We start from the raw sequence: 19,480 nt of genomic DNA on the forward strand, positions 1-19,480 counted from the left end.
CAATTGTTACTGCAATCGATTTTTGATGGTAAAGAAGTGCCAACCTATGAGCTTACAGAAGAAGATTGGTCTGCTATACATAAGCTATCGGAAGAACGCTATCGAAACTGGGATTGGAACTATGGGAAATCACCAAAGTTTAATTTAAAGCATTCTCATCGTTTTAAGGTCGGGCAAATTGATGTACGCTTAGAAGTGAATAAGGGAATCGTAGAAATGTGTAAAATCTATGGTGATTTCTTTGGTGTTGAGGATGTACAAGATATTGAAGCCGCCCTTGTCGGTAGTAAATTTGATAAGGAAAGCTTTTCACAGGCACTACACAATATTCATGTAAAAGAGTATTTTGGTAGTCTTACAACAGAAGAGTTTCTAACACTTTTCTTTTAAATGAATAGTAAAAAGAGACCGTTATGTAAACTATTTGCATAGCGGTCTCTTTTTTTCTTCTATGAATATAGCTTGCTTGTTTATTTTCATATGGATTATAATAAAAATGTAATTAATGTAAAATTTTATGAAATGGAGGGGTTTTTTCGTGAATCTTGTTTATTCTCTAGAAAAAACAGCAAGAGAAAAAGGAAGCAAAACGGCGTTTATATTTGACGATAAGGAAACATCTTATCTTGATTTACACGATGCAGTGAAAAAATTTGCGAGTGGATTGTACCATCTTGGCATACGTAAAGGCGATCATATTGCTTTGCTTGTTGGGAATTCCCCATATTTTATTATTGGATTCTATGGTGCATTACATGCAGGTGCTACCGTTGTTCCAATTAATCCTACCTATACGATAGACGAGCTTCAGTATATATTACAAAATGGAGATGTAAAAGTAATTATTTCTATAGATCAACTGTTGCCGGTTCTCCAAGAATTAGAGCATCAATTGCCTGAACTGGAACATATTATTGTATGTGCCCCATTTAACGAAAAAATGAAAACGTTTACAAGTGTAATGGAAACTGGAAATTTTCTAATGGATAAGCCAGCTATTCAAGCTGATGATTCAGCTGTTATTTTGTATACATCTGGTACAACTGGTAAGCCAAAAGGTGCTATGCTGACTCACAATAATCTGTATAGTAATGCTCGTGATATCGGTTCGTATTTGCAATTTACCGAGCAGGATAAATTGATTGCTACTCTTCCAATGTTTCACGTTTTTTGCTTAACGGTTGTGGTGAATGCCTCAATTGTCAGTGGCGGTACTATTCTTATTATGCCGAAGTTCAGTCCGAAAGAAGTATTTCGCGTGGCAAGTAAATATGATGCTACTGTATTTGCAGGTGTACCGACAATGTATAACTTTTTATATCAAACTCGTAATGGTCACACTGCTGATTTTCATAATATGCGTCTTTGCATATCAGGAGGAGCATCTTTGCCAGTTGCACTTTTGGAAAATTTCGAGAAGGCTTTTCACGTTCGTATTTCAGAAGGGTACGGTCTATCAGAAGCGTCTCCGGTGACTTGCTTTAATCCGCTTGATCGACCTCGTAAAGCGGGATCTATTGGTAGAAGTATTTGGAATGTGGAAAATAAGATCGTCAATGAATTAGGAGAGGAAGTAGGAATTGGGGAGGTAGGAGAACTCATTGTTCGAGGCCCTAATGTTATGAAAGGTTATTATAAAATGCCGGAAGAAACAGCGGCAACTATACGCGATGGTTGGTTGTATACGGGAGATCTTGCGAGAATGGATGAAGAAGGATACTTTTATATCGTAGATCGTAAAAAGGATTTAATTCTAGTAGGAGGGTATAATGTATATCCACGGGAAATTGAAGAAGTACTGTATAAGCATAAATCGGTAGCCGAAGCTATTGTGGTTGGTGTACCAGATGAAAGCTTAGGAGAAGCAGTAAAAGCATACGTTGTAATGAATGAGGATTCAGTCAGTAAAGAAGAACTGATTCAATACTGCAGCGCTCATCTTGCTAAATATAAGGTACCATCTGCTATTGTCTTTTTAGATGAGCTCCCTAAAAACACGACTGGAAAGATATTACGTCGTGCTCTTCGAGAATCATTGTCACATAATAAATAAAGGATGGGAAGGTAAAGCTATCAGAGGAAGGATTCTTCTGATAGCTTTTTTCTGTTCTAATATAATGGACAGGGACTTACAATAGTAGTACAGTATCGGCTGGACATCAAGGAGGTAAGACATGAAAAAAATAGTTCGTTGGTCATTATTTGCGTATATATTATTTGCTCTGTTTATCTATTGGTATTTATTCTATGCAACGAATGGTATGATACCTTCCGCATTAAAGGGAACGAGTGCAGATCCAGCAACATTTATGAATGCAAGGGAGCTTCTTCTTAGTCAGGAGTATTCGCGTATCAAATATGTATTATATTTCTTATCTACTCCTTTAGAATGGATGTTTTTATTGTTTATTCTCATCCTTGGTGTTTCAAAACGATTTGAAACATGGGCAAAACAAGCAACGAAGATCACAGTTTTGCAAATGTTCCTTTATTATTTTCAGCTTTCTCTTTTGACTACATTGCTAGCTCTTCCATTGAAAATAGTCGGATATGAGGTATCAAAATCGTATCATATCGCAACGCAGTCAATGACTAGCTGGATAAAGGATCAAGTTATCGATTTTTGGATTAACTTTGCTCTTATGTTTGTTGTAATCAACGTCATTTTTTGGCTTATCAAAAAAAGCGAAAAACGTTGGTGGTTATATGCGTGGGCTCTCTCGATTCCCTTTACGATTTTTCTAACATTTATTCAGCCCGTCTTTATTGATCCGCTTTACAATACATTTATGCCTCTGCAGAATAAAGAGTTAGAACAGAAAATTTTAACGATGGCTGCGAAAGCAGACATTCCTGCCAGTCATGTATACGAAGTGAATATGTCTGAGAAAACAAACTCTCTGAATGCGTATGTGACAGGTATTGGCGGTAATTCACGGATTGTTTTATGGGATACGACGTTAAAGAAATTAAACGATAATGAAATCCTGTTTATTATGGCGCATGAAATGGCACATTACGTAAAAAAGCACATCTATTTAGGGGTCGCAGGATCTATTATTCTGTCATTTATAGGTTTGTTTGTATTGAAACATATTCTTTCCTTTAGTATACGAAAATGGAAACACATCCTACATATCCCGTCATTAAGTAGTTTGTCCATGCTTCCGCTTTTCCTTCTCATCTCGTCTGTGCTTTCATTTGCAGTTAGTCCGGCGACGAATTATGTTTCACGAATAGAGGAGAGAGCAGCTGACAGCTATGCGATGGAGATGACGCATGACTCTGTTGCAGCTGTTGATACATTTCAAGATTTATCGAAAACGAGCTTAAGCCAAGTCAATCCACCGCCGTTAGTGAAGTTCTTTCTGTATACGCATCCAACGATATTAGAGCGAATTCAATATTTGGAGAAGTACGAAGAGAAAAAATAAAAACAGTGCGAAATGCACTGTTTTTATTTTTTGTCAAATGGTGTAAAAAAATGTAGATTTCTTTTGTTAAAAAATTCAGAAAAAAGTCTTTCTTTCTGTGAAAGTTGTTATATAATAAAAAATGTAATAACAAACGTGTTATAAAACAGTTGGAAGTGGAGGAGAGAATACTATGGTAGTAGAAACGTCTGGCGTTTCGATTTCTGGATCTATAACAGATGAATATTCAGAAATCCTAACACCTGAAGCACTTGCTTTTGTTAGAGCCTTACATGAACGTTTTAATCCGCGCCGAAAGGATCTGCTTCTAGCGCGTAAAGAAAAGCAAGAACGAATCAATAACGGGGAAGCGCTTCGGTTTTTGCCAGAAACTGAAAGGATACGCAACAGTGAATGGAGTATTGCTCCTATTCCTGCCGATTTACAAGACAGACGTGTAGAAATTACAGGCCCTGTTGATCGGAAGATGGTAATTAATGCGTTGAACTCCGGTGCAAGTGTATTTATGGCAGATTTCGAAGATGCAAACTCTCCGAAGTGGGAAAACAATATTGAAGGCCAAATCAATTTGCGTGATGCAGTTAATGGCACAATATCCTTTACCAATCCAAATGGGAAAGAATATAAGTTAAATGAAAAAGTAGCGGTGCTTTTAGTTAGACCGAGAGGCTGGCATCTAAATGAAAAGCATGTTCATATTAATGGGGAAGAAGTATCAGGTGGATTGTTTGACTTTGCCCTGTTCCTCTTCCATAACGCAAAAACATTGCTTGCAAAAGGAAGTGGCCCATACTTTTACTTACCGAAATTACAAGGCTATTTAGAAGCAAGATTATGGAATGATGCATTTACATTTGCTGAGGAGTATATTGGAATTCCGTATGGAAGTATTAAAGCAACGGTTTTGCTAGAAACCATCCATGCTGCCTTTGAAGTAGATGAAATTCTGTATGAACTACGTGATCATTCTGCTGGTTTAAATTGCGGTCGTTGGGATTATATTTTCAGCTATATCAAAACATTTGTAAATCGTCCGGACGTTCTTATTCCAGATCGTTCGCAGGTAACCATGACGTCACCATTTATGCGTGCCTATTGTTTACGCGTTATTCAAACTTGTCATCGCCGGAATGCTCCTGCCATTGGGGGAATGGCAGCACAAATACCGGTTAAAAATGATCCAGAGGCAAATGAAGAAGCATTTGCTAAGGTTCGTGCGGATAAAGAGCGCGAAGCAAATGATGGTCATGATGGAACATGGGTTGCTCATCCAGCGCTCGTTCCGGTAGCAAAGGAAGTATTTGACCGCATTATGCTTACGCCAAATCAGATTGATAGAAAACGCGAAGATGTAAACGTTACCGAAGAACAATTAGTTGAAGTACCAAAGGGAACGATTACGGAGCAAGGCTTACGCACCAATATTAATGTAGGGATTCAATACATTGCATCATGGTTAAGCGGAAGAGGGGCCGCTCCCATCCATAATCTTATGGAAGATGCAGCAACTGCAGAAATTTCACGTGCGCAGGTTTGGCAATGGATTCGTCATCCGGAAGGAAAGTTTACGGATGGAAGAAAGATTACTAAAGAGTTGGTTGCAACCATTCAAGGGGAAGAAATGGAAGCAATTCAAGCTGAAGTAGGAAATGCAGCATTTGAGAATGGTAGATTTGAAGAAGCTGCTAAACTATTTACTTCATTAATCGAAAACGATGAGTTTGCTGAATTTTTAACGATACCAGGATATGAATTGCTATAAGGGGTATATAACGATTTACGGTTTATAAAATTTGAAAAGGGGATGAAATAAAATGACAAATGAAAAAGCAAAACAATTACAAGAACAGTGGGAATTAGATAATCGTTGGAGTGGTGTGGTTCGTCCATATTCTGCAGAGGATGTACTTCGCCTTCGTGGTTCAGTTGAAATTGAACATACACTTGCTCGCCGAGGTGCAGAAAAATTATGGAATCTTCTTCATACAGAAGATTACATTCATGCATTAGGAGCACTAACGGGGAACCAAGCGATGCAACAGGTAAAAGCTGGGCTTCAAGCAATCTACTTAAGCGGCTGGCAAGTAGCTGCTGATGCAAACCTTTCTGGTCAAATGTATCCAGATCAAAGCTTATATCCTGCAAACAGCGTACCGGCTGTTGTAAAACGAATTAATCAAACGCTTCAACGTGCTGATCAAATTCAGCATATGGAAGGTAGCGGCGACGTTGATTATTTCGTACCAATCGTAGCTGATGCAGAAGCTGGATTTGGTGGACAATTAAATGTATTCGAATTGATGAAAGGTATGATTGAAGCTGGAGCAGCTGGAGTTCACTTTGAAGATCAGCTTTCATCTGAGAAAAAATGCGGTCACTTGGGCGGAAAAGTTTTACTTCCAACGCAAACTGCGGTTCGCAATCTAATTGCAGCACGCCTTGCAGCTGACGTTTCAGGCGTACCTACTGTAATTGTTGCAAGAACAGATGCAGACGCAGCTGATTTGATCACAAGTGATATTGATCCACTTGACCATGAATTTATTACTGGCGAACGTACAGCTGAAGGCTTCTTCCGTACTCGCGCTGGTCTGGACCAAGCAATTGCTCGCGGCCTTGCTTATGCGCCGTATGCAGATTTAATTTGGTGCGAAACGTCTGAACCAAATTTGGAAGATGCAAAGCGCTTTGCTGACGCGATTCATGAGAAATTCCCGAACAAATTGCTTGCGTATAACTGCTCACCTTCCTTTAACTGGAAGAAAAAGCTTGATGATGAAACGATTGCAACGTTCCAAAAACAAATCGCATCTTTTGGATATAAATTCCAATTCGTAACACTTGCTGGCTTCCATGCATTAAACTATGGCATGTTTGATCTTGCACGTGGCTATAAAGAGCGCGGTATGGCTGCTTATTCTGAATTGCAACAAAGAGAATTTGCTGCAGAAGAATTTGGCTACTCTGCAACTCGTCATCAACGCGAAGTAGGGACAGGTTACTTTGATCAAGTTGCTCAAGTTGTTACAGGTGGAACTTCTTCTACAACGGCATTGAAAGGGTCTACAGAAGAAGCACAATTTACAAAATAAGAGAATGAAAGAAGGATAGGGGCTAACCCCTATCCTTCTTTTTTTTTGGCGCACGCGCCCCAAAAGCAAAATATTGGTCGTCACAGTGAGATTTGAATACAATTAAGCAAGACATCGTATATGCAGCAAAGGAGAGAAGAACACTATGAATATATCCATTACAGAACAAGCAAAAGCCGTGCTGGAAACCATTCCAGCTACCAAAATTATTCAATTGGCATTCGACCGAGGAAGCTGTGATATTGTAAATACAATTTACGAAATAAAGGTAATTGATAATCGTGAAGTACATGCGTATGAACAGTTGGTACAAGTAGATGGAATATTTCTCATAATTGACGAGGATTTTGAAGATACATATGACCATGAATTAGTTATTGATTATAAGGAACCGAGCTTTATTTTCAAAAATAGAAATCAGATTTTTAATAATCGAATAAGTTTACGCTTTGTATAAGGGACGATTTCGCTGATTTTTAATGTATGAAAAGCTATTTATAACAAAGGAGAATCACACCCTCTTTTGTTATAAAAATGTAAAAATATTGAAAATATACATTTTAATAGAATGGAAAATAGTATAATCCAACTGTAACAATAAGTCCTATATTTCTACAAATTTGAAAAGGAGTGAAGGGGTTGAACGTAAAGCTTATAAAGTTTTTAAAAGAATATGTTTTGAACCGAAACACAATTGCTATTCGTCCAGTAGTCATTCGGGATGAGCGTATTATTTCGAGCGTCATTGAGGAAGAGGATGAATTTTTCGTCTTACAGAGTCCATTTGAAATCATTGAAAAAAGCTGTCGCTATTTTGGTAGCAGTTTTGCTGGTCGAAAAGAAGGAACAAAGGAACTTATTGGCGTAACTCACAAAGCCCCGATTTGCATTAGTCCTACAGACAATATTTATTTTTTTCCAACATCGTCATACACACGAAAAGAGTGTGCATGGATATCCCACTATCATGTCACATCTAGTAAATCTCTTCCACACAATACCCTACTTATTACATTTAGTAATAGTAAAATGATTGAGATGGAAATCTCAAAAGGCTCATTTGAAAATCAACTGCATCGAACTGCACAGCTACGTTCAGCTTTTGAAGATCGAAAAGATAGGCAAAATTTAAAGACCTTTCAATTTGCTGACAAAGATGAACTATTTGAACACGCATCGGAGGATGAAAATTTATATGTTGCCGAGCATGACGAATAAGGTTTATCTTACGGTGAATGGATAATAAAGTACCAAGAAAAACGCATGATATGCATTTTTCTTGGTACTTTTTCCTATATAATGAATTGATTTTCACGCAGCAGGTATCTTCGTATTCTGCTTAGAAAATATCTCAAATAATGATACAATAGAAAAAAGAATGAGGGTTTACTAGTTTTGGTATTGGCAATGGTAACGAGGAGGAATCGTTATGAAGAAAGAACTTTTGTTTTGGGGGAAAACATTTGGAGTAGCTATTCTTTTAGCAATATCTATTAGAACCTTTTTCCTCTCAACTTATGTCGTTCAAGGAAAATCAATGATGCCAACACTTCAAGATGGAAACTTAATCGTTATCAATAAGGCGTTTCACCAATTGGGCGAACTGCATCGTTTTGATGTTATTGTCTTTCATGCAAGCAGCGAGGAAGATTATGTAAAGCGTATTATCGGCTTGCCGGGAGATCGTCTCGAATATAAACAGGATAAACTTTATGTTAACGGTGTATTCATACAAGAGCCATTTTTACAACCTTATAAACAGCAGCTTTCGAAAGGGTTACTGACGGAAGATTTTACACTTAAGGAAGTAACAGGACAAGTTGTAGTTCCTAATTATAGTCTGTTTGTCCTCGGAGACAATCGATTAGAGAGTTGGGATAGTAGAAAGTTCGGATTCGTAGATATACATCAAATTGTTGGGAAAGTAGACTTACGATACTGGCCGATTGATAAGTTACAAGTTACATTTTGATGGTAATTCGATCCTATCGAGTTACCTTTTTTTCTTTAAGGAAGGGTGAAAATTTGTATGTCACTTCGCTTTATAATTGGACGAGCTGGTAGTGGAAAAAGTAAAACAATATTACATGAAATACAGAAAGAACTGCAAACTAGTCCGCAGGGAGCTTCGATTCTGTATTTAGTTCCGGAACAAATGACATTTCAAGCACAACAAGCGTTGCATCGCACGGTACGAAGTTCCATACGAGCGCAAGTATATAGTTTTTCGCGTCTTGCTTGGCGGGTGCTTCAGGAAGTAGGAGGGTCAAGTCGTCTTCATATTGATGGTGCCGGTGTCAATATGCTTCTTCGTAAAATTGTGGAAGGGCGAAAGGAAGAACTTACTATTTTTCATAAGGCAGCTGATCAAAATGGATTTTTTGATCAGCTGAGTGCGATGATTGCAGAATGGAAGCGTCATAATATTACTCCTTCTGATATATATTTACTGTCACAGGAGCTAGATACGGGAGAACAACCGTTACTTGCAAATAAACTTCATGATTTACAGCTTTTATATGAGGATTTCGAACGCGCATTAGTAGGTAAATATTTAGATGCAGAAGATTATATCCAGCTATTAATTGAAAAAGTTCCGCAATCGAACTATGTCAAGGATGCGATGGTGTATGTAGATGGATTTCATACCTTTTTGCCGCAAGAGCTCGATGTGTTAAAGCAGTTGATGCGCAGTGGTTGCCACGTTACGGTTGCATTAACTCTTGATGAAGAGAAGGAACAGAAGGATGAGTTAAATCTATTTTATCGAACATGGCATACTTATAATCGTTTATTGCGTGCTGCTAAAGAAGTTGGAGTACGCGTAGAGGCGCCGGTGAAATTAACAGGGCAGGAACGTTTTCAAGCAAGCCGTTCGCTCGCTCATATAGAGAAAAATTATGATGTACGTCCCTATCCTTATTTTGGGGAAAAACCGGATGTTACATTAGTTGCAGCTACAAATCGTCGTGCTGAAGTAGAGACCATTGCACGGGAAATACGTCAGCTCGTTCGAGAGGGATATCGGTACCGAGATGTAGCGGTAATAGTTCGAAATGGGGAAAGTTATTACGATATCATTCAAACGATGTTTCAAGATTATAATATTCCCTATTTTATCGATAAAAAAAGGTCGATGCTTCATCACCCGCTAATCGAATTGATACGTTCTGTTTTCGATGTGATAAATGGAAATTGGCGCTATGATGCTATTTTTCGCTGTGTAAAAACAGAACTTTTATACCCTCTTCATTGTGATATAGAGACGATACGGCAAGAAATTGATGAATTTGAAAATTACTGTCTTGCATATGGTGTGCAAGGGAGTCGCTGGACGTCAACTGAACGATGGACATACCGTAGATATCGATCATTAGATGGCACAAATGCCGGGCAAACAGATCGTGATAAAGAAATGGAAGAGAAGATTAATAGAGTTCGAGACTGGATTGCAAAGCCGATTATTGCTTTGAAGAACAGGTTGAAGCGTTCAAAATCTGTACTAGCTATGTGCGAGGCACTCTATCTTTTCTTAGAAGAATTACAAGTTCCGAAAAAACTAGAAGAACTCCGGAAAAAAGAAGAAGAAAAGGGACAGCTATTATTTGCTAAAGATCATGAACAGGTTTGGGATGAGGTTATCCATCTGTTGGATACTTTTGTAGAAATGCTAGGGAATGAGAAGCTAACTCTTGATTTGTTTACTCATGTTTTGTCGACAGGACTAGAATCTTTACAATTTGCGAATATCCCGCCATCGCTGGATCAAGTACTTATCGCAAATATGGATACGTCTCGTGTAACGAATATCTCTGCTCTTTTTTTCATTGGGGTAAACGAAGGGGTTGTGCCAGCGGTTCCATCAGATGAAGGAGTTCTTTCAGATGAGGAACGAGAAATGTTGCTTCTAAATGGGATGGAAATGGCATCTACGAGTAGACAATCCTTGTTAGAAGAGCAGTTCTTAATTTATGAAACCTTGACAAAGCCTTCCCGAATGCTTTTTATTTCCTGTCCCTTTGCAGATGAAGAAGGAAAAACATTGCTTGCATCGAGCTTATTTAAGAAAATACGAGGTATGTTTCCACTCGTACAAGAAGTATTTGCAACGAATGATGTAAATGATGTGCCTATGGAACAACAACTTTCCTTCGTGGAAACACCCGCTGCTACTTTAACGTATGTAACACAACAACTGCAAACGTGGAAAAGATACCAGTATGAAAGTGATTTATCGTTTTGGTGGGATGTATACAATTTTTATGTGACAAACGATGTGTGGAGAGCACGAAGTAAACGTGTTCTGTCTAGTCTATTTTACCGAAATGAAGCCCGTAAGCTAGGTCAAACTGTAAGCAAGGAATTGTACGGGGATGAAATGACGGGTAGTGTGTCACGTATGGAGCTATTTCAGCGTTGCTCTTATGCGCACTTCATTCAATATGGATTAGGGCTTCGTGAGCGGGATATATATAAAATAGAAGCACCTGATATTGGAGAATTGTTTCATGCTGCCTTGAAAAATATTGCCGAGCAGCTTTTATCACATAAGCGTAGCTGGGGAGATTTAACGAAGAAGGAATGTGAACATTTAGCAGATGAATCCATTGAAACATTAGCTCCTCTATTGCAAAAGGAAATTTTACTTAGCTCGAATCGTCATCAATATTTAAAACGAAAATTACAGCACATTGTGTACCGTGCTTCTGTTGTATTAAGTGAGCATGAAAGAGCGAGCGGATTTGTTCCCGTAGGCTTAGAAGTACCGTTTGGGATGGGACAAGCTGCTTTGCCGCCTGTTAAATTGCAGTTGAAAAATGGAGTAAATATGAATATTGTTGGTAGGATTGACCGCGTGGACCGTGCGGAAGGAGAAAACGGGACATTCTTGCGGATTATTGATTATAAATCAAGTAATAAAGTATTAGATATGACGGAAGTGTATTATGGATTATCCCTGCAGATGCTTACGTATTTGGATGTAGTTATAGAAAATGCGAATCAATGGGTAAGAAATGGAAATCAGGTCGTGCCAGCTGGTGTTCTTTATTTTCATATTCATAATCCAATTATTGATGTAAAGGCAAATTTATCAGATGAATCCATTGAAAGTGAAATTGTCAAACAGTTTAAGATGAAAGGGTTAATGCTAGCAGATACAAGGGTTATGCATGTTATGGATAAAACACTAGAAACGGGTATGTCCCAAATCGTTTCTGCGGGCTTAAAAAAGGATGGTAGCTTTTATAGTAATTCATCTGTTGCCAGCGAGCAGGAATTCGATGTACTAAAGAAGCATGTCCACCGTACATTTGAAGCAATTGGAAATAATATATCAAATGGAAAGATTGATATAGCACCGTACAAAATGAATAAGAAAACAGCGTGTACTTTTTGTAAATTTCGTTCTATTTGTCAATTTGATGAAAGTATAACGGACTATCGTTTACTTTCTCATCTCAAGAGCAAAGAAGCATTAGAAAAAATGGGAGAGGAGGAATCATGATGATCAAACTAAGTAAACCGCAAGACAGTCAATGGACAGACGAACAATGGAAGGCTATTACCGAGTCTGATCGTGATATTCTTGTTGCTGCAGCAGCAGGATCTGGAAAAACAGCTGTTCTCGTGGAACGGATTATTAAAAAAATTGTCACAGGGAAACAGGACGTAGATCGTCTCCTCGTTGTAACGTTCACGAATGCTTCTGCGCAGGAAATGAAAAAGCGTATTGGGGAAGCGTTGGAAAAGGAATTGTCTTCTCATGAGGATTCGTATCATCTTAGAAAGCAGCTTACCTTGTTAAATCGTGCTTCGATTTCAACGCTACACTCCTTTTGTTTGCAGGTAATTCGTTCTTATTATTTTATGATTTCGCTGGATCCCGGCTTTCGTATTGCAAATGAAACAGAAATTGAATTGTTAAAAGAAGAAGTACTTGGCGATTTATTAGAAGAACAGTACGGAACGGAGCATAATGATCTGTTTTTTGAGTTGGTGGATATGTATACGAATGATCGCAGTGATGATGACATTCAAAAGATGATCCTCCGTCTATTACTGGAATCCCGTGCTCATCCAAGTCCGAATGCATGGCTAGACCAGCTTGTTTCGATGTATGACGTAGAAGGGAAAACGATTGAAGAGTTACCGTATACAAAAACTCTTCTTAATGACACGAGAATTACGCTACAAGGCGCTTATGATTGTATCAAGAAAGCACTTCTACTTACTACGTTGCCAGATGGACCAGTGCCTAGGGCTTCTGTGTTTGAAGGAGACCAATTGGTAATTCAAGCATTAATAGATGCAGCTAGCCATTCTTGGACCGAAACATATGAGTTGATACAGCAGGTAAAATGGGCTACCTTGCCGAGAATTAAAAAAAGCGAATATGATGAGGAATTGCTTAACCGAACTGAGAAGCTTCGAAATAAAGCAAAGGAGATGGTGAAAAACCTAAAAGAAGAATGCTTTAGTAGAAGCCCTGTTTATTTTATCCAGGATTTATTGAAAATGAAGCCAGTGTTAGCTAAGCTTGTTGAACTTGTGAAAGAATTTAGCGTGAGATTTCAAGCAAGTAAGAGTGACAAAGGCATTGTTGATTTTACGGATCTTGAGCATTATTGCTTGGAAATACTTTCTGATTCATCCGATGGAATGAAGCCGTCATCAGCTGCTATTCAGTACCGAGATAAATTTCTAGAGGTGCTTGTGGATGAATATCAAGATACAAATATGGTGCAAGAACGTATTCTGCAGCTTGTAACGAAGGAATCAGAACGTAATGGAAATCTATTTATGGTAGGGGATGTAAAGCAGTCTATTTACCGCTTTCGCCTTGCAGAGCCGGGTCTCTTTTTAGGAAAATACAAAGCGTTTACGCCAGATGGTAAGGACGGCGGTATGCGTATTGATTTAGCGAAAAACTTTCGAAGTCGGCAAGAAGTATTAGCAGGGACGAATTTTATTTTTCGGCAAATTATGGGGGAAACTGTAGGCGAAATTGAGTACAATGCGGATGCTGAGCTAAAGTTAGGAGCAAGTTATCCAGAATCTCAGAACGCAGCAGTTGAATGGATTATTATCGATCAGCACAAGGAGGATTCGGACGAAGAAGAGGATGAGCAAACGGAATGGGAAGCGTCACAGCTTGAAGCTAGATTCCTTGCACGGCGCATAAAAGAAATGGTTGCATCTGGCTATGAGGTGTTCGACCGTAAGACAAATACAATGCGTCCGGTTTCCTATCGTGACTTTGTTATTTTACTTCGCTCGATGCCGTGGGCCCCAGTGATGGTGGAAGAGTGTAAGCAACTAGGCATTCCTGTGTATGCAGAGCTTTCCACGGGTTATTTTGAGGCGACCGAGATTCATATTATGCTTAATGTACTTCGTGTGATTGACAATCCCGCTCAGGATATTCCACTTGCTTCTGTTCTTCGCTCACCGATTGTAGGGGTAACGGATGAAGAATTGGCGAATTTGCGTATATTTAAAAAGAGAGGCTCCTTCTATCAAGTTCTTCTTGCTTATTTGCACGAAGGAGATGAAGGAGAGAGTATGTATGAAAAAATCTCTTCTTTTTATGAGCTTCTTCAAGAATGGCGAAGCTTTGCGCGTAAGCAACCCCTTTCCGATTTAATTTGGAAGGTATATCGTGAAACGGGCTATTACGATTTTGTTGTGGGATTGCCATCTGGTAAGCAGCGCCAGGCAAATTTACGTGTTCTGTATGATCGGGCACGTCAATATGAGGCTACTTCTTTTCGTGGTTTGTTTCGATTTCTTCGCTTTATTGAACGAATCGTAGAGCGTGGTGATGATATGGGGACGGCGCGTTCTATCGGAGAACAAGAAGATGTTGTTCGGATTATGACGATTCATAAAAGTAAAGGATTAGAGTTTCCAATTGTATTCGTTGCAGGGTTAAATCGTCAGTTTAATGTACAAGATTTAAATCGCCGTTATTTGCTTCATAAAGATTTAGGATTTGGTTCACCGTTCATTGATCCGAAGAAACGGATTCAATATAAAACATTACCTCAGCTCGCCATTAAACGAAAAATGAAATTGGAACTGATTGCTGAAGAAATGCGTGTACTTTATGTAGCACTAACCCGAGCAAAAGAAAAGCTCATTTTAATTGGAACAGTGAAAGATATAGAAGATTCCCTCAGTAAGTGGCAGGATATGCGCGAACATGAAGCGTGGTTGCTTCCGGATTACATTCGAGCTGGATCGTCCTGCTATATGGATTGGATCGGATATGCATTGCTGCGCCATAAAGCGAGTACTTCGGTTGCAGAATTTACAACTAGCACATCGTCCTTTGTATATAATGATGATTCGTCATGGGCGATACGCCCTGTTCAGGCAGCGTTGTTATCTCCTGCGGAGCATCTTGCCGACGTGCAGCGTGCACTAGTAGACTCTATTCAACAGTATCGTGCGGTTGATATGATCTCGGATAAACATGACGAAGTACTGGCTCGTCTTACATGGACCTATCCATTTCAAGCAGCTACCGAGCATCGAGCAAAACAGACGGTAACAGAAATCAAACGGAATTATCAAATCGAAGAAGAGGGACGGGCTCTTAGCCAGGTGATGACTCCAATCGGCACAAGGCCGAGATTTATGGAGCGTACTGGGCTAACAGGTGCCGAATACGGGACAGCCGTTCACCTTGTGATGCAGCACATCTCGCTTCAGGAAACGGTTACGACTGAATATGTAGAAGAATTATTAGCAAAGATGGTAAATAATGAACTTTTAACATATGAACAAGCTATAACCATTGTTCCGCAAGACATCGTAACATTTTTTCACTCCTCACTCGGTCAGCGTATGCAAAACGGAAAAACAGAACGTGAAGTTCCCTTTTCAATGACGATATATGCAAGTGAATCCTACGCAGATTGGAACGGTAAAGAAGAAGAAGTACTGGTGCAAGGGGTTATTGACTGTATGATTGAAGAAGAGGATGGAATCGTATTGATTGATTTTAAAACTGACCGTATTACAGGTAAATTTCCTGGTGGATTTGAGCAGGCACGCTCGGAACTTCTAAAACGATATGAAAAGCAGCTAGTTCTTTATAGTAAGGCGATTGAAGAAGGGATTCATGCAAAAGTGAAGGAAAAATATCTGTACTTTTTTGATGGCCATCACATATTACAAGTAGACTGATAAAGGATGATAGTCCGTTACTTTTGTAACGGGCTGTCACTTATACAGATTAAGCAGTTCCTGCTGTATTCTGATCGTTTACATCTGGATCCAATGTATTCGTCGCATTAATGCCGTTAAATGTATTAATGACAAAGCCTGTATTGGATGCACCTGAACCGTTATATGTCTTTGCATTTTCTTTTGGAGATACATTATAGAAATCACCTAAATTAAACGAACCTGTACTTGTTTGCACAACTACATTTCCTACAAATGATGGCATTTTCTTCACCTTCTTCTTATATTTTCCTGTAAGCAGTATATGAACCGGATGAATGATGTGTTATTTTCTCTTATTCAAATTGCCGTATTTGCAAGAATCGAGAATTTGTAAATACATAATCTACATTACCAACATGAAAAACAGCGGCACTTTGGATGAACGTTACTGCAATCTGATTGACATGAATAAATGGACATTCATTAATCGTATGAAGCCGTACCTCCTTTCTTCTAGTAGGTATTGTAATTTCATAGTCTGTAAACAATGAAAAGGATGTAAGGGGGGCTACATTTAGAGAAAATTGATTTCCCTCTTTTTGTATAGCAATTGCTCTATTCTTTGCTGCAATCGTATTCGTATCACCCAGCTGCGTTACACCATCAATACCGAGGGAAGTGATATTTATTTGATCCACTACAGAAAATCGACTAAACATTCCTAGCCTCCTATTACTATGATGTAGGTACACCTAAAACGAGAGGTACGAATGGTCCTTTGGCTAATGATTCAGGTGGGGTGTCCAAAATGGAGGACATGATAATGACGTCTGCATCTCCTACTAATAAGAGAGATGCCGCAGAAACTCCAAGTGATTTAATGGTTCCCACTTTCAGTTCGTAATTGACAACCGTGAAATTCATCCAAATTACTCCTTTCGGACATGATGCGGTAAGTGCTGAATGAACGCTAAAAAGGCTTTATCAATATCTTGCTTCATATTTTGCGTAATGACTTCTTTCATATAGGCAGGATTAGAAGTAATCTCCGGATACGGCTGCACCTGTGATAGATAATAGGGAAGGCGATGCTCCATTTGTTTTTTTATGTCATCAATCATCATTTGCCTGTACATATCATCAATTGATGTTCGTTCATTTGTTTCTAACTGTATAATGCGCCCGTATGCTTCTTCTGATAAATAACGATTCATCTCCTGAATTAAATCTTGGTAGAAGTCGGGATTTACTTCGGTTTCAGGATTAACTTTTAGTTTTTCTGTACCCACATCAAAGTCTTCAATCACATGTTCCTTTTTTGCAAATGGAGAAAGACCAATATTTAACGTTCCATTTAAATTTTCAACTTTTAGTTGGTCAAATTTATATTCCACTTTGCCAATAGAGGAGGGAGGGTTTCGTTTTAGTCCATCAATTTCCTCTCGCATGGATCGAATGATTGCTTCTAACTCCTCTAGTCGTTGTTGCTGCTGTATTAGGGTTTGCTGTAGCTGTGTGGTAAAAGCAACCCAATCAGGATTCATAATCTCCCTCCTCTCAAAGAAATTTACTTGGTAGAATCATCTGACGAGGCAATCGTAATAATTTGGCCCTGTGCCTGCAAGGGACGAGCAGGTTCTGTAAATCCCCCTGTATTGGAAAATTTCGAAAGTGCTTTAATCGTTCCCGCACTTCCAATTTGAAATACAGAGGAGGTGGTAATGCTGCCTACCCGAAGATTATGAATAATAATGCTTTGCTGCACATACAGGTTCACAGTCATCTCCTCCTTAGTACGTGAATGTAATCGGTTGATCATTATAATCAGGATCGTTTACATTTGTTTCATTTTGATAATTATCCGCCGAGACCGCGTCCATGAACACGTCGTAGTCGTCGTAGTGGCTCGTCCACCACTTGACCTCCGCCTTGCGGTCCGCCTCCTGGTCGTAGATGTAGGGCATGTTCTGCTGGCGGAAGGCGCCGTTGTGGAACCAGTCGTCGCCCATCCAGCCGTCGACCATCGGGTTCATGGGGACGGCGCACCTGAGCGCCGGGTGCGGGTTGACGAGCGCCATCAGGGGCAGAAAGCCGTCGTAGGAGATGCCGAGGATCCCGACCCGGCCGTTCGACTCGGGCACGTTCTTCACCAGCCACTCGATCGTGTCGTAGGTGTCGGTCGCGTGGTCGACGGGCGTCGGGTTGAGCGGCCCGTGCAGGGGCCGGGTCATGACGTAGTCGCCCTCGGAGCCGTACTTCCCGCGCACGTCCTGGACGGCGCGGATGTAGCCGCCCTCGACGATGGCCTCGGTCGCGTTGTCGTAGCCTTCCAGGATCGGCCCGAGGTGCGCGCTCTCGGCGTGGCTCGTCAGCCGCTTCGCGTCGTAGGGGGTCCGCGTGAGGAGGATCGGCGCCCCGTTCGCCCCCTTCGGCACGACGACGACCGTGTGCAGCTTCACCCCGTCCCGCATCGGGATCATCACGTCGCGCTTCACGTAGTCGAAGCTGTCGGTCACCGGCACGAACTGGGCCGGCGTCTCGCTGGGCAGGCCCGGGTACCGGGGCGGCGAAGCGGTCTGGGCGCCCGAGGACGTGGCGATCAGCAGCGCGCCGGCGAGGAACACGAGCGCCGCCCGCGGAACGGAGTCGATGAGCTTCATGGGACCTTCCTCTGTTGCACCAGAGAGCCTGTCGCGCCAGGAGCCGAGGACGATGGCCGGAACGATACCCCAAGGCCTTGGTTTCCGCCCCCCGCCTGATTCACCTGCTCGCGGAACCGGTCGGTCAGGCCGGGTCCGGGCGGCCCAGGACCCGCCTCCTCTCGGCCTCGAGCTGGGCGACCACGCGCGCGAGCTCGTCGACGAGCGGGGTCCGGCCCGGCTGCCGGAACGCCTCGACGAGCGAGCGGTAGTACCAGAGCTGCTCCTCGGGCGGGGCGTTGAAGCGGCTCCACAGCCGCTCGCCCTCCAGCCGGTAGTCGCGCAGGATCGACCGCGCGTTGTGGAGCTTGTCCGCGCACGACACCCGCCGGGCGTCGGGGCCCGCCGCGCGGACGTGGGCGACGTAGCGCGCCTTGCGCTCCTTCCAGGGGGGCTTCGGCGTCTCGTCCGTGTCGCTGCAGGCCCACACGATCTCGGCGACCCGGTCGCCGAACCGGCGCCGGATCTCCTCGAGCACGGGCAGGCCCCCCCCGTCCTCGACCGCGTCGTGAAGGAGGGCCGCGATCGCCTCGTCTTCTCCCCCGCCGTCCTCGAGGACGAGCGCGCACACGCCGAGGACGTGGGCCACGTACGGCACGGTCGTCCCCTTCCGCGACTGGCCCGCGTGGACCTCGGTGGCGTAGGCGAGCGCCTCGACGAACCGCGGGGTCAGGGGCAGGGCGCCGGTCACGGCCGAGCCTCCCGGGCCGGCCCGTCGTCGGGGGCGAGGTCCTCGGGCCGCCGCCCCATCGCCCTCACCCAGCTCCGGATGACGATCGCCTCGCGGGTGCGGAGCTCCTTCGCGAAGCGCAGGCGCACGTCGAGGACGACGGGGCCGATCCTGCGGCGGTGCACCTCCTCGAGCCCGTAGCCGTTGCGCGTGACCAGGTCCCAGCGGGCCTCCTCGAGGATCTGCCGGTAGGCCGCGTTGTTGACGTGGCCGAAGGTGTCGATGTGGCCCTCGAGGATCACCATCGGTACTCGTGGACGGCACGCAGCATCCGTCGGCCTCCGCGCCCGTGAGGTTCAAAGATGAGATCGTACTGCACGACGTCCGCTCGCGTCAGGCGGTGCTTCGGCC

At 42.0% G+C, this 19,480-nt stretch carries 18 protein-coding genes; 10 read left to right on the forward strand and 8 right to left on the reverse strand.

What is annotated here, in order from left to right; all coding sequences use genetic code 11:
- The 10 genes from AC11ZT_RS10290 to addA form a co-directional block, all read left to right on the forward strand.
- Nucleotides 1–390, forward strand: a 390-nt coding sequence (locus tag AC11ZT_RS10290) for a lipoate protein ligase C-terminal domain-containing protein (protein ID WP_484059502.1), incomplete at its 5' end; no start/stop codon positions are given.
- A 148-nt stretch (nucleotides 391–538) separates the two neighbouring features.
- The gene (locus AC11ZT_RS10295) at nucleotides 539–2,053 is read left to right on the forward strand and encodes a fatty acid--CoA ligase family protein (RefSeq protein WP_484059503.1); all 1,515 of its coding nucleotides are present in this window, start codon (nucleotides 539–541) and stop codon (nucleotides 2,051–2,053) included.
- A gap of 121 nt (nucleotides 2,054–2,174) precedes the next feature.
- A complete protein-coding gene (locus AC11ZT_RS10300; RefSeq protein ID WP_484059504.1) occupies nucleotides 2,175–3,434 on the forward strand; it encodes a M48 family metallopeptidase in 1,260 nt (419 codons plus the stop codon).
- A 172-nt stretch (nucleotides 3,435–3,606) separates the two neighbouring features.
- Nucleotides 3,607–5,196 carry a malate synthase A gene (gene aceB / locus AC11ZT_RS10305; protein WP_484059505.1) on the forward strand — a complete coding sequence of 530 codons (1,590 nt, stop codon included), beginning with the start codon at nucleotides 3,607–3,609 and terminating at the stop codon, nucleotides 5,194–5,196.
- A gap of 52 nt (nucleotides 5,197–5,248) precedes the next feature.
- Nucleotides 5,249–6,526, forward strand: a complete 1,278-nt coding sequence (gene aceA / locus AC11ZT_RS10310; RefSeq protein ID WP_379970040.1) for an isocitrate lyase — start codon at nucleotides 5,249–5,251, stop codon at nucleotides 6,524–6,526.
- Nucleotides 6,527–6,671: 145 nt separating this feature from the next.
- On the forward strand, nucleotides 6,672–6,983 hold the full coding sequence (locus AC11ZT_RS10315) for an iron-sulfur cluster biosynthesis family protein (RefSeq protein WP_484059506.1): 312 nt from the start codon (nucleotides 6,672–6,674) through the stop codon (nucleotides 6,981–6,983).
- Nucleotides 6,984–7,156: 173 nt separating this feature from the next.
- Nucleotides 7,157–7,744, forward strand: a complete 588-nt coding sequence (locus AC11ZT_RS10320) for a competence protein ComK (protein WP_484059507.1) — start codon at nucleotides 7,157–7,159, stop codon at nucleotides 7,742–7,744.
- 211 nt (nucleotides 7,745–7,955) lie between these two features.
- The gene (gene lepB, locus AC11ZT_RS10325) at nucleotides 7,956–8,498 is read left to right on the forward strand and encodes a signal peptidase I (RefSeq protein ID WP_484059508.1); all 543 of its coding nucleotides are present in this window, start codon (nucleotides 7,956–7,958) and stop codon (nucleotides 8,496–8,498) included.
- Nucleotides 8,499–8,555: 57 nt separating this feature from the next.
- Entirely contained in the window at nucleotides 8,556–12,032 is a 3,477-nt protein-coding gene (addB, locus tag AC11ZT_RS10330; protein WP_484059509.1) for a helicase-exonuclease AddAB subunit AddB, read from the forward strand.
- The gene (gene addA, locus AC11ZT_RS10335) at nucleotides 12,029–15,718 is read left to right on the forward strand and encodes a helicase-exonuclease AddAB subunit AddA (protein WP_484059510.1); all 3,690 of its coding nucleotides are present in this window, start codon (nucleotides 12,029–12,031) and stop codon (nucleotides 15,716–15,718) included. The genes addB and addA overlap by 4 nt, the downstream gene beginning before the upstream one ends.
- 49 nt (nucleotides 15,719–15,767) lie before the next feature.
- On the opposite strand, the gene AC11ZT_RS10340 is transcribed toward addA, so the two are convergent.
- The 8 genes from AC11ZT_RS10340 to AC11ZT_RS10375 all read right to left on the reverse strand — a co-directional run bounded on the left by AC11ZT_RS10340 (nucleotide 15,768) and on the right by AC11ZT_RS10375 (nucleotide 19,374).
- Entirely contained in the window at nucleotides 15,768–15,992 is a 225-nt protein-coding gene (locus tag AC11ZT_RS10340; RefSeq protein ID WP_484059511.1) for a spore germination protein, read from the reverse strand.
- 61 nt (nucleotides 15,993–16,053) lie between these two features.
- A complete protein-coding gene (locus tag AC11ZT_RS10345) occupies nucleotides 16,054–16,419 on the reverse strand; it encodes a spore germination protein GerPE (protein WP_484059512.1) in 366 nt (121 codons plus the stop codon).
- A gap of 16 nt (nucleotides 16,420–16,435) precedes the next feature.
- Nucleotides 16,436–16,624: a spore gernimation protein GerPD gene (locus AC11ZT_RS10350; RefSeq protein ID WP_484059513.1), complete on the reverse strand. Its 189-nt coding sequence runs from the start codon at nucleotides 16,622–16,624 to the stop codon at nucleotides 16,436–16,438.
- Between the two features lie 5 nt (nucleotides 16,625–16,629).
- Nucleotides 16,630–17,244 carry a spore germination protein GerPC gene (gerPC, locus tag AC11ZT_RS10355; protein WP_484059514.1) on the reverse strand — a complete coding sequence of 205 codons (615 nt, stop codon included), beginning with the start codon at nucleotides 17,242–17,244 and terminating at the stop codon, nucleotides 16,630–16,632.
- Between the two features lie 23 nt (nucleotides 17,245–17,267).
- On the reverse strand, nucleotides 17,268–17,477 hold the full coding sequence (locus AC11ZT_RS10360) for a spore germination protein GerPB (protein ID WP_484059515.1): 210 nt from the start codon (nucleotides 17,475–17,477) through the stop codon (nucleotides 17,268–17,270).
- A 13-nt stretch (nucleotides 17,478–17,490) separates the two neighbouring features.
- Nucleotides 17,491–18,360 carry a CocE/NonD family hydrolase gene (locus AC11ZT_RS10365; RefSeq protein WP_484059516.1) on the reverse strand — a complete coding sequence of 290 codons (870 nt, stop codon included), beginning with the start codon at nucleotides 18,358–18,360 and terminating at the stop codon, nucleotides 17,491–17,493.
- Nucleotides 18,361–18,484: 124 nt separating this feature from the next.
- On the reverse strand, nucleotides 18,485–19,090 hold the full coding sequence (locus AC11ZT_RS10370; protein ID WP_484059517.1) for an HD domain-containing protein: 606 nt from the start codon (nucleotides 19,088–19,090) through the stop codon (nucleotides 18,485–18,487).
- Nucleotides 19,087–19,374, reverse strand: coding sequence for an acyl-CoA thioesterase (locus AC11ZT_RS10375; RefSeq protein ID WP_484059518.1), 288 nt, complete (start codon nucleotides 19,372–19,374; stop codon nucleotides 19,087–19,089). Before AC11ZT_RS10375 ends, AC11ZT_RS10370 begins: the two co-directional genes overlap by 4 nt.
- Nucleotides 19,375–19,480 lie beyond the last annotated feature (106 nt).

The organism is Ectobacillus sp. (genome assembly GCF_056992975.1).

What these genes read in the sequence shown, in the direction of transcription:
- AC11ZT_RS10300 (WP_484059504.1), top strand. Translation starts at nt 2,175, where the DNA reads ATGAAAAAAATAGTTCGTTGGTCATTATTTGCGTATATATTATTTGCT.
- aceB (WP_484059505.1), top strand. Translation starts at nt 3,607, where the DNA reads ATGGTAGTAGAAACGTCTGGCGTTTCGATTTCTGGATCTATAACAGAT.
- aceA (WP_379970040.1), top strand. Translation starts at nt 5,249, where the DNA reads ATGACAAATGAAAAAGCAAAACAATTACAAGAACAGTGGGAATTAGAT.
- AC11ZT_RS10315 (WP_484059506.1), top strand. Translation starts at nt 6,672, where the DNA reads ATGAATATATCCATTACAGAACAAGCAAAAGCCGTGCTGGAAACCATT.
- lepB (WP_484059508.1), top strand. Translation starts at nt 7,956, where the DNA reads ATGAAGAAAGAACTTTTGTTTTGGGGGAAAACATTTGGAGTAGCTATT.
- addB (WP_484059509.1), top strand. Translation starts at nt 8,556, where the DNA reads ATGTCACTTCGCTTTATAATTGGACGAGCTGGTAGTGGAAAAAGTAAA.
- addA (WP_484059510.1), top strand. Translation starts at nt 12,029, where the DNA reads ATGATGATCAAACTAAGTAAACCGCAAGACAGTCAATGGACAGACGAA.
- AC11ZT_RS10345 (WP_484059512.1), bottom strand. Translation starts at nt 16,419, where the DNA reads ATGTTTAGTCGATTTTCTGTAGTGGATCAAATAAATATCACTTCCCTC.
- AC11ZT_RS10350 (WP_484059513.1), bottom strand. Translation starts at nt 16,624, where the DNA reads ATGAATTTCACGGTTGTCAATTACGAACTGAAAGTGGGAACCATTAAA.
- gerPC (WP_484059514.1), bottom strand. Translation starts at nt 17,244, where the DNA reads ATGAATCCTGATTGGGTTGCTTTTACCACACAGCTACAGCAAACCCTA.
- AC11ZT_RS10365 (WP_484059516.1), bottom strand. Translation starts at nt 18,360, where the DNA reads ATGAAGCTCATCGACTCCGTTCCGCGGGCGGCGCTCGTGTTCCTCGCC.
- AC11ZT_RS10375 (WP_484059518.1), bottom strand. Translation starts at nt 19,374, where the DNA reads ATGGTGATCCTCGAGGGCCACATCGACACCTTCGGCCACGTCAACAAC.